The organism is Nitrospirota bacterium, assembly GCA_016207905.1.
Taxonomy (GTDB): domain Bacteria; phylum Nitrospirota; class Thermodesulfovibrionia; order Thermodesulfovibrionales; family JdFR-86; genus JACQZC01.
The window spans coordinates 13,442-29,095 of sequence record JACQZC010000024.1 but is presented as its reverse complement, the minus strand read 5'-3'; the positions used below and the strand labels follow the sequence as shown (position 1 = coordinate 29,095).

Below are 15,654 nucleotides of genomic sequence, written 5' to 3'. Positions count from 1 at the left end.
TTAAAAGGAGGTTGCTTTTTTTTTTTTTTTGATGACAGTTTCAGGGTTCAGAATGACAAGGTGGGGAATGACAAAGCTGTATAAACCATAGTCCATTTTTTACTTGACAAAAGGGTTTCAAAAGCCCTATACTAACTATAGTTTGAAAGGGGTAGGAGTCCTTCTGAAGAAAGATTCCGAACAAGTCGGAATGCAGAAAGTGAACGAAAACTGCACAAAAGTGAACTAAATCAGAAGAAAACGGAAGCAAATCGGAAGCATTCGGAAGAAGGAATCCTTAAAAATCAATGGGTTATGAAGACACCCCCCCTCCCCCAGTAAACTAAACTTAAAAGGAGGCTTAATATGAGGAAAGGGTCAAAGGAAAGCAAGGAACTTGCCTTTATGGTCTATGAGCAGATGGCTGGCAAGGACATACCGACAATACTTGAAAGGCTAAGGGTATATGGACTAAACATATCTGCCCAGACGCTTCACAAGTGGAAACTGAAGGAGGGCTGGAAAGAGCGAACAGTCGTGCTCGTAGACACGGCAGGGTTTGAGCAACAGGCAATGCAGGGGCTTTACGGGCTCCTTGAAAAGTTCCGAAGACATCTGGAGTGTCACCCTGCCGTAGACTCACAAGCCGCCTATGCATATGCAAACCTGCTTCATGCCGCCTTAAGGCTCAAGGATAGGATGCCAAAGGAAAAGCCTGACCCTGTGGAGATGAAAAGGGTTGCCTTAGAAATACTTGAAACCGAATTTGGAATAAAAAGGGATGATGGTATGTTAAAATAATATTTCAGGCAATGGCCCTGCGCAGGAGGTAAGTGTGAACCCCGCCAGGTCCGGAAGGAAGCAACGGTAAGCACCGTGCCTCAGTGCCGCAGTAAGCCGTTGCCTGTAAGGAAAATCTTTCATGAGCTACCTTGTGATTGCAAGAAAATGGAGACCACAGAGGTTCGATGACCTTATAGGACAGGAGCCTATTCAGAGACTTCTTAAAAACTCGATAGAGCACGGGCATGTCGCACATGCCTATATATTCTCAGGTCCAAGAGGGGTTGGAAAAACATCTACTGCAAGAATCCTCGCAAAGGCACTAAACTGCCAAAGCGGACCTACTGCAACACCATGTGGCTCATGCCCATCCTGCATATCTATCAAGGAAGGCTCATCCATTGATGTAATGGAAATAGACGGAGCATCCAATAACAGTGTCGACGACATAAGGAACCTCAGGGAACAGGTAAAATATGCTCCTTCGGAGGGAAGATATAAGGTCTATATAATAGATGAGGTCCATATGCTTTCAACATCGGCATTCAATGCCCTTCTTAAGACACTCGAGGAGCCACCACCCCATGTAATTTTTGTGCTTGCAACAACCGCACCAAAAAAGATTCCCCTGACTGTGATTTCAAGATGCCAGCACATGCCTTTCAGAACAATACCTTCACAAAAGATTAAAGAGAGGCTCAGGCTTATAGCAGACTCAGAGGGCATAAAGATTTCAGAGCATGGACTGGATATGCTGGCACGTGCCGCCGATGGCAGTATGAGAGATGCCCTCACGATATTAGACCAGATTGCCTCTTCTACGGCAGAGATTGAGGAATCTGATATTAAAGACATCCTGGGCAGTGCGGACTTCGATGTCCTCATGGACATAACAGAGGCGATTATAAATGCCAACAGGGAAAAAATAATCGAGATAATCCAGCAGATGACTGACAAGGGAGAGGACCCAAGGGCATTTGCAAAAGACCTTACAAAATTCTTAAGAGACATACTCGTTTCGAAACTCACACCCAATGCAGATGAGATACTCGATATAAGTAAAGAGGAATTGAATTCTTTGAAAAACAGGCTTCCGAATGTCTCGGCAGATTTCCTCACCCTTTTGCTTTCCGAGATGATTAAGACAGAATCCGATGTGAGGCTTACATCTAATCCGAGAATTGCCCTCGAGATGTCCCTTCTGAAAATAAGTTATCTCGGCATATTAAAACCTATTAAAGAGGCAATCGCAAATATAGAGGGGTTTACTCCTCCTGCACCCCCTATAGCCAGAGAAGATTCTGAAATTTCAAATTTGAAACCTGAAATCCATAATACAGAAGATTCTGAAATCACAGGGGATTGCCTCCTTAAACTTATTACCGAAAAACTCAATGACCCTGTAGCAGCCTCTAAGCTGTCAAAGGCAACCCTTATGAAGATGGGTGATACCATTACCCTGTCCTTCGAGAAACAGGACTCCGATATATGCGCAGAGCCGATAAGGGAAAACCTCCTGCTTATACAGGAGATAGCATCCAGTATCCTTAATAGCTCGGTGAATATAGAGATTGATATCACCAGCAAAAAAACCCTTAAGAAAAAAGACATAAAGGAAAAGATAATGTCAGAGCCTCTAATAAAAGAGGTAATAGAGCTTTTCGATGGAAGAATAGTAGATGTAAAGGGCTCTGAGAGCCCTAACAAAGAGGAGGTTTAGATGTCTAAAAAGATGCTCGGTGACATAATGCGTGAGGCTCAGAAACTTCAAGCTGAGATGCAGAAGATGCAGGAGGAGACAAAGAAAAAAACAGTGCAGGCATCCTCAGGAGGCGGCATGGTCACTGTCACTGCCACAGGCGGTGGCGAGATAGTCTCCATAAAAATCGAAAAGGAAGCTGTCAATCCCGATGATATAGAGATGCTCGAGGACCTCATACTTGCCGCAGTTAACGAGGCATTAAGGCGCTCTCAGGAGATGATGAACGAGGAGATGTCAAAACTAACAGGCGGACTTCAGCTACCAGGAATCAGCGGACTTGGAAGCCTCTTCGGAAGGTAACAGAGTGCCAGAGGGAATAATACAGAATCTGATAACTGCCCTTACAAAGCTTCCTGGAGTTGGAAGAAAAACTGCCCAGAGGCTTGCCTTCTTCATACTCAACATGCCTGATGAGGATGCAAAAGCCATTTCAGAGGCAATAAAGAATGTGAAAGAAACCGCAAGGTTTTGTAAAAACTGCTTTAATATCACCGAGTCCGATATTTGCTTCATATGCTCAGATGATGCAAGGGACAGAAAAACGCTCTGTGTTGTTGAAGAGCCCAGCAATATCTTAGTTATAGAGAGGACTGGATTTAAGGGCTTATATCATGTGCTTATGGGTGCGATTTCTCCAACCGATGGACTTACACCCGAAAAACTCAGAATAAAAGAGCTAATCGAGAGAGTAAAGGCAGATAGCACAAAGGAGGTGATTATCGCCACAAACCCAAACACAAAAGGCGAACTCACAGCCCTTTATCTATCTGAGGCATTAACTCCATTTGATGTAGTAGTCACAAGAATCGCCTATGGACTTCCAATCGGAGGGGACATAGAGTTTGCAGACGAGGTAACGCTAAAAAAATCCCTTGAGGGAAGAAGAAGGATTTAGCCCTTCTTTATCCTTTCACCCCATCTTCCTGCCTTATTAAGTATCTCTTCCTCATCTCCTGTAAGAAGCCTTCCTTTGTCAACGACGAGCTTCCCATTTACCATAACAGTCTCCACATCCGATGGTCTCATGGAATAAACAATGTGAGAGAAAATGTTATAGACAGGGGTCAGATGCGGCCGCAGAAGGTCAACCACTATAAGGTCTGCTGATTTTCCTTTCTCTAAAGACCCTATGATGCCTCCAAGTCCCAGTGCCTCTCCTGCCCATCGGGTTGCCATCTTGATAACGGTCTTTGCAGGAAGCGTTGTCGGGTCATCCGAGACTGACTTATGGAGTTTTGCCGCAGTCGACATCTCAGAGAAAATATTCAGGTCATTATTGCTTGCCGCACCATCTGTGCCAAATGTTACCTTTATGCCTGCCTTAAGCATCTTTGGGACTGGGGCAACACCCGAGGCAAGTTTTAGATTGCTTTCGATACAGTGTGAGACACCAACACCTCTTTTTGCAAACACCTCTATCTCTTCATCGGAAAGCCAGATGCAATGCACCGCAAGAAGCCTTCTGCTCAGGATGCCAAGACCTTCAAGGAGCATACCCGGGGTTTTTCCATATCTCTTTAGAGACTCAGCCACCTCCCACCTTGTCTCGGACAGATGGATGTGAATCAGGGTATCGTATTTTTCCGAAAGTAAGAATGCCTTTTTAAGTGTCTCTAAATTGCAGGTATAGACTGCATGGGGTGCAACGCATGGGGTGATAAGCTCATCATCTTTCCATGCCTTTATGAACTCCTCTGCATTCTTGAGATATTCCTCTACAGAGCCTGCTGTCTTTGTCGGAAAATCCAAAATCCCTGAGCCTAAGACAGCCCTCATACCCATTTTTTTTGCAGTATTGGCTGAGACATGCTCGTAGAAGTACATATCGTTATAGGTCGTAATCCCTGCCTTAAGCATCTCAAGGCAGGCAAGAGAAACTGCATCGGAGATAAACGAAGGGCTAAGCCACTTTTGCTCTGAGGGCCATATGTGACGCTCAAGCCACTCCTTAAGAGAGATGTCATCTGCCATGCCTCTCATAAGGACCATTGCCGCATGGGTGTGGGTGTTTATGAGCCCAGGAAGAACTGCCTTTCCTTTGCCGCCAATGATTTTCTTAGGCTTATAATTCTTTGAAAGCTCCTTGAAACTGCCCACTTCAACTATCTTACTGCCTGAAACAACCACTCCGCCGTCTTTAATGAGGCTGGGGTTTTCATCCATTGGCAAAAGATATTCTGCCCGAACTATATAATCTACAGACTTCAAGACTTAAGCGTCCTTACTACATCCTCAGGCTTGACCTTTATAGAGTCCTTTGTCTTTCTGTCTTTTATCTCTACAAGCCCTTGCTTAAGGTTTCTCTCGCCAATAACGATATGCTTTGCAATGCCTATGAGGTCTGCATCCTTGAACTTTACTCCTGCCCTCTCATCCCTATCGTCCAAAAGTACCTCTATGCCCTCTTTGACGAGACTGTTATAAAGTGTCTCCGCTGTTTTCGTTATGTCTTTGTCTTTCATGTTCAGGGGTATAAGCTCTACATCAAAGGGCGATATGGAAGGATGCCATATGATTCCATCACTGTCATGATTTTGCTCTATAGCAGATGCCGCAATCCTTGCCGGTCCTATGCCATAACTGCCCATTACGAGAGGTCTTTCCATTCCGTCTTCATCTAAGAAGAATGCCTTGAGAGAGACGGAGTATTTTGTGCCTAACTTAAATATATTGCCAACTTCTATACAGCGATCTACTCTTAATGGCATGCCACACTTAGGACATCCTTCATCAGGTCTTGCCACATGAATATCATGCCACTCAGGAGAGAAATGCACACCAGGCACTATGCCCTTTGCATGAAAATCCAATCTATTTGCGCCTGAGATATAAACCCCTTCCTTAAGAGAATCATCGGCAATAATTCTGAGCTTATGCCCCATAGGTCCTATAAAGCCTACCTCGACACCGAGGGTGTCTTTAATCTCATCCTTAAGTGCTGTTCTAAAATGGCCAATCAGCCTCTGCATTTTTCTCTCGTTCAGCTCCTCGTCTCCTCTTATAAGTGCAAGGATAGGACCCTCGACTGCCATTAAAAGAAGGCTTTTAATAAAATATTGCCTACCGATGCCTAAAAACTCAGAGACCTCATCGACAGTTCGTCTATCCGGTGTGTGAACCTCCTCGTAAAGCCAGTCCTCTTTCTTTACCTTAGAAGGTAAGGAGCGTGCAATCTCTATATTTGCAGAATACCCACAGGAGACACAGATTGCAATTTCGTCTTCGCCTGCTTTGCTTGGTGCCATAAACTCGTGAGCGCTGCCTCCGCCCATCATTCCGGGGTCTGATTCAACCTGATAGAATGTTAGCCCGCATCTATCGAAAATCCTCCTGTATGCCTTCTCGTGAACTTGATAGCTTTTTTCAAGACCCACATCGTCTTTATCGAAACTATAGCTGTCCTTCATTATAAATTCCCTTGTTCTCAGCACACCGCTTTTTGGTCTTGCCTCGTCTCTTAACTTTGTCTGTATCTGATACCATATCTGAGGCAACTGCCTGTAAGAGCGTAGCTCTTTTCCTGCAAGCCATGTCATAACCTCCTCATGAGTCATGCCAAGACACATATCCCTATCAGTCCTGTCTTTGAGTCTGAACATCTCGTCTTTTATATCAAACCACCTGCCTGTTGCCTGCCAAATCTCTGCTGGGTGTAGCACAGGCAGGGAAATCTCCTGAGCACCTATTGCCTCCATCTCCTCCTTGATAATGGCATTAATCCTATTTAGAACCCTCCAGCCAAGTGGAAGAAACATATAAAGCCCAGAGGCAAGCTGTCTTATATACCCAGCCCTAAGCATCAGCTTGTGGCTTATTGCCTCTGCCTCAGATGGAGTTTCCCTTAATGTCGGAATAAACATCCTTGAGAATCTCAATTTTTTAAAAAACCTCCTTTATCCAATCAGCATTGATTTTACCACAAGGCAGGTATCCTTTTCTAAGGTAGACCTTATCTTTTTACCTCAGCCCCCTAAAGATTTACTGCTTCCAAAAATCGTTTCCATCTCCTTTTTTATATGTTCAAATTGCACTGTCCTAAGTGTTTGAATTATCTTCATTTTCATCGTTAGAGCGTTCAATCTTTTTCAAATTGTTCAAATCAGCTCTGTTGTCATCCGTAGCATCAGTCTTGAACCTTAGCCTTTTTTCTTTTGAGATTTTTTTATTCATATGTCGCACTATATCAGTAAAAAATGGAAGCAGTCAATATGAAATGTTTCACCTGAAATGTTTCACTATGTCCATTTCCACCTTTTTCTAAATCCCCCTTAATCCCCCCTTTAGAAAATTTCAGTGTAATGAAGGAGGCTGAAGGGTTAAAAATTTTAGCGTGTTCGATGCCGATTAATCGGCAGAGTTTGCTAAAAGTTACCTTCTGCCGACTGAATGAAGCGTGGTCAGAGACCGAAATTTTCATGGGTGCGAATCCTTAGCCCTCTCATAGGAATTAATGAGTGCTGTTCCGTATTCCTTTATCGGGTTTTTGGGCTTTTCCTTACAGCCTGTAAATAAGACTCCTGCAATGAGCAAAACAAAAAGCACCCTCTTCATAGAAGAATTTTATCATAAAGGTTTCCTTTTGTGAAACGCCTGATGTCCTGCCAAAATGATAATGTCCTAATTAACCAAATAGGACATTTCTAAACTGGCTTGGAAGCACTGAGGCAGAGGCAATACATCAGCATATTTGAATAATCTCAGGCAGATGCGTAAAAAGAAGATATGCCTTTACCTTTACCTTAAAAATCCTCTCCACTGCCTCTTTATAGACCTCCATCTGAAACCTGTATTCCTCGATAAGCTCAGGCATCTCTTTATCCCTTACAGGAAATGTCTTATAGTCATAGATAAGTGCCTCTTTCTCAGAAGGAAATATAAGCCTGTCAATCCTTCCCTTAAAAACATTCTTTCCTATCTGGATATGAAATGCCTGCTCTGAAAACGAATTTTTCTTTGGCAGGATTATGCCTTCCAAAAGCCCTTTCTTATTAAGTTTTTCTATGTCGGTTATTATAATCTCCATGACCCTTTCTTCGGCAGGCTTTTCCATTGCCTCTTCCCTAAGGAGTAGCCCTGCCCTTTCTTTTATATCCTTCGGAGAGATGATTCCTTTTGAAATCTCCTCAAAGAGCGTATGAAGGATTCTTCCTGTAACGACCCAGTCATCTCCGTGTTTAGCCCTTATGTCAATGTCCTCTGTGACGGTTCGCCACTGAAAGGCAGGCTCAAAAGGAACTGCCGAGGTATAAGACGCCTCGGACATAAATCCCGTATCTTCTTCCATGGATATACCTGATACGCTTTCGTATCTTTTCATCACATCTGATTCGGTTAAGATATCGAAGGGAAATGTGTTTAGAGGGGGCTCCAATTGTCCAAAAGCACTTTTTATGTAGGCAAGTCTGCTTGGAGCCTCTTTCCCCTTATTGTCTTTGAGTGCGCCTGACATACACAGGTAGTCCATTGCCCTTGTCAGCGAAACATAGAAAAGCCTTTTTTCCTCTTCGAGCTCTTTTTGCTTTTGCTTTTCAAAGAGCAATTTTCGTTTCCGCTTTTCTGTCTCGGGCTCATAGCTGAATGTAATGCCTTCAGGCTCATCGTCGATTGCAATCATCGATGTCCTTGGCATATTTGGCTCATCGAGGGATGGAACGAAGACCATTGGAAACTGAAGTCCTTTTGCGGCATGAACCGTCATTATCTTGACTGCATCCATCTCCTCTGCGTTTACATTAGCCTTTGGAACCTCCGAAACGTGTCTCTGCCTGATAAGTTTTTCCCTTATCTCAAGTGGACAGAGCCCTCCTGCCTCGAATGCCTCGACCATGGATATAAACTTTTTGATATTTGCATATCTTTGTCTCTCCTGAAAATAAGACCATCCGGATGTCTCAATCAGCATGTCCTCTATGAGCATAGAAATCGGTAAGAAGGCACTCCTTTGAATCCATGACTCTATAAGTTCCGAGACCTTCTTGAAGTCCTTATGCTCATGGAGTTTTTCCCTGAGGATGCCCTCTTCCGAGGAGATAACATTAAAAAGGCTCTTGAGGTCAATACCAAAAAAAGGAGACCTCAGAAGATTAAACAGGCTGTAATCGTCAGAAGAGTCGATTATAAAAAGCACAAACTCCCTTAGAAGTGCAGTCTCTGGCTCGTCAAAAAACCCTATGCCCTTCTGCACGATAAACGGAATACCTTCTTTTCTCAGGGCATTCTCGAAAATAGAAAGATGTGTCCTTCTTCTAAGGAGAATTACCATATCCTGAAATTTGGAAGGTCTTTTTGTATTTCCTGAAAAGACCTCGTATCTGCCATGAAGTCCTTTTATTGCCTTTGCAAGTATGCCTGCCTCTTTCATGCGGTTTTGCTTTGTGTTAATACCATCCTCGAAAAGTATAAGCTCCACCGCGCCTTTGCCGTTTCTTATTGCGTTAAATGGACAGTATCTTGTGCGCCACTTTTCAAGCTGTGGAGTCATGAGCCTTTCAAAAAGGCTGTTTACGAAATTCACAATCTCAGGCAGGCTTCTGTAATTGTCCTTAATCTCTTCAAAGGAGTAGTCTTTTCCGAGCCACTCGGAGAACTTCTGTTTTGCGGCTTCAAACACACTTACATTTGCACCCCTGAAGTGGTATATCGATTGTTTCTCGTCTCCAACAAGGAAGATTGTTGGTGTCTTCCCCATATCTTTTTTTGCACCCATGCCAGAGCGCCACTCCTCGGTAAGCTTATCTATAATCCTCCACTGAAGCGTAGAGGTGTCCTGAAACTCATCGACGAGAAGGTGGTCTGTGTGCTCATCGAAGGCATAAAGTATGTTATGCCACTCTGCACTTCCTGATAAAGCCTCGTATGTGAAAATTTCGAGGTCGCTAAAATCAAGGGCATGCCTCTCACGCTTTTTCATTTCATACCTTTCGAGGCATTTCGCATAAAGGGCAAGGATCCTTTTTTCGTCCTCTGTGGAGATATTATATCCTTCCTTTAATATGAGCTCGGGTCTGGGTCTCATCCTATAGAGCTCATCGAGAACCCTTCCAAGACTTTCGTTTCCTCTTAAGCCATGCTCTTTCATTGCATCGAAAAATAAAGAAGGCTTGTTCTTTTCAGTCTCAAGACACTCAAACCCTGCTTGATGCCAGAGGGTGTAGGCATTAAACTCATCTAACACTCCAAGCGAGGGGTCAAGCCCAAGCTCGATGGAAAACCTTTTAAGTAGTCTAAGGCAAAAAGAATGAATGGTCGAGATACGCATAAGGGGGATTTTGTCCTTTATGCTTTCGAAAAACAGTTGGTCATCCCTTTGGAGAATGTCTAAGATTCTCTGTTTCATTTCAGCAGATGCCTTCTCTGTGAATGTGATTGCAAGAATCCTCTCCACATCAGAGCCTGCCTTTAGGAGACCGATATATCTTCTTGCAAGCTTCTCGGTCTTCCCTGAGCCTGCTGGAGATGAGATAATCAGACTCTTTGTAACATTTAGAAACTCCTGCATATCACCCCTCTAAGCCCTGAATATAAGGACAATATGGTCTTTCATGGCAATGCCTGCATATCCCGGGCTGTATTGGCAGGGCAGGAAAATCACCCTTTCTCATACCTTCTACAGTGTCTTTAAGAAACCTGAGCGAAGACGAGATGTAATCGTTCAAGATGCGTCCAGTCTTCTTGTCTACCCTGCTTGGAATCCATTTAATATGAACATCCCTGAGGGAATATATGCCCACCCGTTCAGTTGTTATGTTTTTCTCTTTAAGAAGTGCTGCATAAAGAAAAAGCTGGAGTGTTTCCCCTGCCTTCAGTATCTGACTGCCGATTAGCTCTGCCCTGCCTGTCTTGTAATCTATAACCTGAACAAGGTTTTCATCCTGAAGGTTCAGAACATTTTTCTCATCTATTCGGTCTATTTTCCCTTCAAGTCTTACGCCCTTTAATGGCTGTCCTTTTAAGGTAAACTCTGCACTCTTAAATGAAAATCCATCTGCCCTCAGAGCCTGCTCGATTTCAAATATCTCAGGCAGTAATGTAAGAAACGACTCCTTTACAAAAGCCCTCCAGTAAGGCTCTAAGTTCATATCCGAAATGACCTCCTTCAAAACCGTTCCTGCCCTTTCCCGAAACGAACCAATCTCTGTCTCTGTGCATGGTATAAGTTTTTCCATCACCTTGTGTATTACGCTTCCTACTGTTATAGCCTCAAGCTCGTAGTCCTTTATCTCAGAAGGCTTAAGGCTAAGGATTCTGTCCATGAAAAATCTTCTTGGACACCGCCTGTAGCTATCTATCTCGGTAACATGGATATAAGAGTTTTCCGAAAATCCTCGGGTCCATGCCTTAAGCCCCTGGATTTCCCTTATATACTCTGAAAAGGGCTTACCGCCTTTTTTTCTTAAAAGCTCCTCTTCCAAACACAAAACCCCTGATACCCTGTGTTTTTTTCCAATGGCATCCCTGAGAAAAAGCGAGGGAAGGAAAAACTTATCTCCATCCATTGTAGGATAGGTAAGATAAAGCCCTCTTGAGGATGCTATAAGCCTGTGATAGAGAAACTCCTGCCTCGTAAGATATGCCTTGAGGTTCGTCAGTCCAAGCCCTGTCCTTAAGCTGTCAGGCAGGAGATGGTCTATCTCAGGCAAAGAGGGTATTTCGCCATCTTTTAAGCCACCTAAATAAAGGAACTCCGGCTCAAGCCCTGATGCACCAAACAAAGACATGACCTGAACCCCTGTGCCTTCGGGCTTAACCATAATATGCTCAAGGATATACCTTAAGCTATCGATAAATCCCCTTATGTTAGTGCCTTTCCCTGTTATACTATCGACAAGACCAAGCCATTTTAGTATATCTTTTGTCTCCTGAGCTGTTTGAACATCCGAGTCTTCCTTTGCAGTAAATCCAAAACCCAAAAGTATCTCGTTTAATGCATTAAGATAATCCTTATACCCTGCCTTATCCTTTATTGTCTCTAATGGCTTAAGCCTCTTGAATACCCTTTTCCCTGCTGAATAAACTATCTTACCCTCTGCCTCGAATGCCTTTAGCCACTGAGACTTTCCCTTCAGGATTCCAGAGAGGCAAAGCCTCGGTGCAGAGTTTTTTAATGCTTGTGGCAGTCCTCGAAAATAAGGAGAAAAAAGAAAATTCATAAAAGTCAGTCTCGGATAGTCATCTGCTATGCTCTCTAAAAGACAAAGCATGTCAAGGAATTGCCTTTCACCTGCAACTGGCAAAGGCTCTGCCATTGTATAGGGTATCCCATACCTTTTAAAAACCCGTGCAATCATTGCCCTATATTTTCCAAGCTCTGGAAAGGCAACTACAACACTATCGAGATTCCTCTGCCTGCCTGATATAAATGCACTTTTTATATGCCTCGCTATACCCTCAACCTCCTCTTCCTCGGAAGGGAATGGATGATATGTAACCTTCACATCCCTGCCTGCCTCTAAATCAGCACTTAAATAGGTCTCTTCAGTCTTAAAGTTATTCTTTATAAAATCAATATAACTACTCGTAAAATAAGTATAATTATTACTTACAGGTATGGATATTATAGTTTTTTCCGTCTTAGCAATTAATTGGGAAATGACGGATTTTTCAGCTTTCGTTGCTTCTGAGAAGCCATCAAGTATAAGTGTCTTTATATTAAGTTTCTTCTCTATTATGGAGGGGCTGAGTAGTAGGGCATCGTCCTCATCGATTGCCTCATGGCTTTGCATAAGGTCAGAGTATTGTCTGAATGTATTCATTGCATTGGAAACCCTGTTTGAAACTGCCTGAGGCGCGCATGATTTGGTTAGCAAAGAGTTTATGATGTCACTCACCTTGTCCATGGTCTCTGTTGGGTATGAGTGCTTTATCTCACCGATAAACCCGGAGGTAATTGCCGAAATGCCTATACCTTCCTCTGCAAAGCCCGATATAACAACAGGTCTTAGAAAGTTTGGCAGTATGACCTTATTTCCGAAAGAAAAGCAGAGTCTTTTTGAAATCTCACTTAATGTCAGCATCTCAGGCGGAATGTAGGAGCCACCTACAAGCCTGTGAAACGACCTCATCCTTTCGGCAATTATCTCTCTCCTCGGTGCAATATAGAGGATACCTGAATAGTCAGGTAATGTTGTGCCTGAAGAAATGCCAATGTCTTTCAGTGCTGTCTTAAAAAGCGTCTCTGCTAAATTCCTTTGTCCGAAAGGGACATAGAAAACCTTAACACTCATGTCTTAGAATAAATTATTTGTGGCAGGAGAGGCAAATTGCCACTGCAATTGACAATTGTATTGACATCGGATTTAATCTGTAGTATAACAAGATCGTATGAAAAGTCCCAGGCGTAATTTTTTAATCTTCAGGGTGGTTTTTTTGGGCATGGTTATCCTATATCTATCAACCTGTGGCATGTTCATAGACATGCCTATGACAAAGACAGTACCAAAGGTCGATGTTTTTGTTGACTCTCCACTATATGCGGTTCCTGTAAATGAATACACAGAGGTAATGGTCAAAGTTAAAAACAAAAGCAATGAAATATGGCCAGACAGAGATAAGCTTCATGAGACCTATATTTCATATCGCTGGATTTCAAAAGAAAACAAAGAAGTCCTCTTAGATGTAGGACTGAAGACGCCATTGCCCCATGCTCTAAACCCAAACAAAGATGTTACGGTAAATGTCGGGGTATTTGCCATGTCTATTTCTGGAAACTATATCTTAGAATTCGACATCTTCGATAAAGACAAGACACTGCTCGATGATAAGGAAAAACCCACGGTTCCGATGAGCGTAATCATTGCCGATTAGGCGCCTGAGATAAACAATGACCTCTCTCTTTCGAAAACTTAAAGACTCGCATATCTCGGGGAAAATAACGCTACTTCTTTTCCCTGTATTTGCCTTTCTTGCCTATCTTCCTGCCTTTGTTTTTGAATTTGCCCTACATAACGATTATTCGAGATTCATGTATAAAGGGTATTATTTCGCACCATGGCTTCAATTCCCAGAGACAATAAACCTGATACTCGAGGGAAGGCCTATTGGGGCTTTGTTTCTGAATATACAGTTTATATTTCTGGAGAGCATCTCTGATTTTACCTCTGCCCGTCTTATCTCATTCTTGGTTTCCATTTATGCTTCACTGCTTATCGCCTATTATCTTATCCATCGGCTTTCGTTAAGCCGTTTATGGCCACTGATGATTACATTTTGCATCGTCATGCTTCCCTCATCTCAGGTCTATATAGTATGGGCAACTAATTTTGTGCCAGGTGCATTAAACATCCTGCTTGTTATTGTTTCGTATATGATCTTAGATAAAGCAGGTAGATACGAGAGCACATTCGGAAAACTTGCAACCCTTACCATAGCCCAAGCCGTTTTCCTTATCACGCTGTTTATTTATCCTCCGACATCTCTATCTATACTTCTTTTCCCTTTTATGAGAATTGTGTTTTCCGAGTTTTCTTCATGGCATGAAACCCGAAGAATCGTCCTTCGTGATATGGTGTTTATGGTCTCAGGGATAGCAATATATTTTATATTGCAAAAGTTTGTGATTCTTCCTTTTCTTTTAACTATTCCATCCATATCATCGTCCCTTGAATACATATCAGCTCTTCAAAATCCAAAATACCATTTTTCTTTAACTACAGACTTCCTTGACAAAGTTAGATTATTCTATAGGCTCTCGGAAACAGCCATTTCAGGGATATGGCACCCTATATTTGGCATTGGCGCAGGAAAGATAATTTTTGCCATATTTCTTGCCGGGATTATCTTTGTGACATATAGATTTAAGAAATCCGACACAGTTAAATCCATTGGCAAGAAAAGGACGATTTATTGGTCCATGCAAATAGGACTTGCACTCGGAGTTTTATTATTGCTTGCCAATACTCCCATACTCCTATCAAAGGGGTCTTTTGTCGAATACCGCATATTTTTCCCATACGCCTCTTTTATAGTGATAGCAGAGTTCGGGCTTCTTTATCGGATAAGGCAGGCACTCGGACACTCCAGATTAAGGCATATACCTCTGACAATCGGCATTTTGCTTGTAATTGCCTCATTCAGCCTTACATTGAAAAACACACTTAACACTGCTCAAAATGCAAACATGGAACTGAATTTCGTCAGACAAAAAGTAGCATCTGCCGATTTCTCTCATATAAAAAGAATCCTGCTTCTCAGGCTTCCATGGGCAAGCACCCTTTCGGATAAAAAATTAACCTATGAGTTCAGCAGGAATACTGCAAACTATAATCCTGTAAGGGGACTCATCCATGCGGTGCTTGCCGAAAACAATATCAAGCAAGACATTCCGATTGATGTCAGGTCGAAATTTACGGATTCAATTTCGATAGAGAATGCAACTTTGGTAATTGACATGAACGATGCCAGAGTGGGGAGGTCAAAAACAGAGTATTCCGGCATGATGGATAAAAAATATCAATATCAGAACTTTGAGGTAGGAGCTCGCATAGTAAAACGCCTTTATATGAAAGGCAAAGGCTTAAGCTCAGATATGCAAAAAAGTGCATTCGATAACCCCGAAAGGCTTAGTTACAGCCTCAAATGGAGCGGTATAAAGGCAGGCACAGCCCTTCTTGAGATTAAAAAGGTCTCGGATGACACAACGATAATTACGGCAACTGTTAAATCCTCAAAATATATCTCCACATTCTATCCTGTTGAGGATACCTTAAGCACTACGCTCTTAGATGACCGCCTATTGCTTCCACTTAGCTATCACATGGACATGAAAGAGGGAGTACACAGGAAAAACAAAGAGGTGATATTCCACCATAAAGACAATGCGGCTATAATGTTTGACCATGTGAATAGCACCACACAGACATGGGATGTAGAGGTTTCTGTCTTAAGAAAAGAAAAGATTAAGACCCCATTGGGCATATTCGATACGATTGTCGTTAAATCCTCTATGCGCTCAGCATCCAAAAAAAACGAAATCCGTATGTGGCTTTCGGATGACGAAAGAAGGCTACCTGTCAGGGTAAAAATGAAGGTTAAGGTTGGCTCTATAACAGCGGAACTCGTAGACAGTAAGTAGTAACCCTTTACATTTGTTGCATATTTATGCAAAAATTATATGTTTTCCATGTTTAAGGTAT

Annotated in this window: 11 protein-coding genes and 1 other RNA gene; 7 read left to right on the top strand and 5 right to left on the bottom strand. The window is 42.6% G+C overall.

From position 1 onward, the window contains the following. Window positions 1-345 precede the first annotated feature (345 nt). The 5 genes from HY805_03215 to recR all read left to right on the top strand — a co-directional run bounded on the left by HY805_03215 (window position 346) and on the right by recR (window position 3,419). Entirely contained in the window at window positions 346-780 is a 435-nt protein-coding gene (locus HY805_03215) for a hypothetical protein (protein MBI4823225.1), read from the top strand. Between the two features lie 8 nt (window positions 781-788). Next, window positions 789-886, top strand: an RNA gene (gene ffs, locus HY805_03210) — signal recognition particle sRNA small type. A gap of 15 nt (window positions 887-901) precedes the next feature. Then, window positions 902-2,482: a DNA polymerase III subunit gamma/tau gene (dnaX, locus tag HY805_03205; protein MBI4823224.1), complete on the top strand. Its 1,581-nt coding sequence runs from the start codon at window positions 902-904 to the stop codon at window positions 2,480-2,482. After that, window positions 2,483-2,824, top strand: a complete 342-nt coding sequence (locus HY805_03200; GenBank protein MBI4823223.1) for a YbaB/EbfC family nucleoid-associated protein — start codon at window positions 2,483-2,485, stop codon at window positions 2,822-2,824. A 4-nt stretch (window positions 2,825-2,828) separates the two neighbouring features. Beyond that, the gene (recR, locus tag HY805_03195) at window positions 2,829-3,419 is read left to right on the top strand and encodes a recombination protein RecR (GenBank protein ID MBI4823222.1); all 591 of its coding nucleotides are present in this window, start codon (window positions 2,829-2,831) and stop codon (window positions 3,417-3,419) included. On the opposite strand, the gene HY805_03190 is transcribed toward recR, so the two are convergent. The 5 genes from HY805_03190 to HY805_03170 all read right to left on the bottom strand — a co-directional run bounded on the left by HY805_03190 (window position 3,416) and on the right by HY805_03170 (window position 12,747). Then, window positions 3,416-4,687 carry an amidohydrolase family protein gene (locus tag HY805_03190; GenBank protein ID MBI4823221.1) on the bottom strand — a complete coding sequence of 424 codons (1,272 nt, stop codon included), beginning with the start codon at window positions 4,685-4,687 and terminating at the stop codon, window positions 3,416-3,418. The two genes, recR and HY805_03190, sit on opposite strands and share 4 nt — an antisense overlap. Window positions 4,688-4,728: 41 nt before the next feature. Next, entirely contained in the window at window positions 4,729-6,399 is a 1,671-nt protein-coding gene (locus HY805_03185; GenBank protein ID MBI4823220.1) for a proline--tRNA ligase, read from the bottom strand. Between the two features lie 538 nt (window positions 6,400-6,937). Next, on the bottom strand, window positions 6,938-7,075 hold the full coding sequence (locus HY805_03180; protein MBI4823219.1) for a hypothetical protein: 138 nt from the start codon (window positions 7,073-7,075) through the stop codon (window positions 6,938-6,940). A 127-nt stretch (window positions 7,076-7,202) separates the two neighbouring features. Further along, a complete protein-coding gene (locus HY805_03175; GenBank protein ID MBI4823218.1) occupies window positions 7,203-10,022 on the bottom strand; it encodes a UvrD-helicase domain-containing protein in 2,820 nt (939 codons plus the stop codon). Between the two features lies 1 nt (window position 10,023). Beyond that, window positions 10,024-12,747, bottom strand: coding sequence for a PD-(D/E)XK nuclease family protein (locus HY805_03170; GenBank protein ID MBI4823217.1), 2,724 nt, complete (start codon window positions 12,745-12,747; stop codon window positions 10,024-10,026). Between the two features lie 148 nt (window positions 12,748-12,895). Here HY805_03170 and HY805_03165 point away from each other — a divergent pair, with 148 nt between their 5' ends. Beyond that, the gene (locus HY805_03165) at window positions 12,896-13,327 is read left to right on the top strand and encodes a hypothetical protein (GenBank protein MBI4823216.1); all 432 of its coding nucleotides are present in this window, start codon (window positions 12,896-12,898) and stop codon (window positions 13,325-13,327) included. A 16-nt stretch (window positions 13,328-13,343) separates the two neighbouring features. Then, window positions 13,344-15,593, top strand: a complete 2,250-nt coding sequence (locus HY805_03160; protein MBI4823215.1) for a DUF3108 domain-containing protein — start codon at window positions 13,344-13,346, stop codon at window positions 15,591-15,593. The last annotated feature ends 61 nt before the right edge of the window (window positions 15,594-15,654 follow it).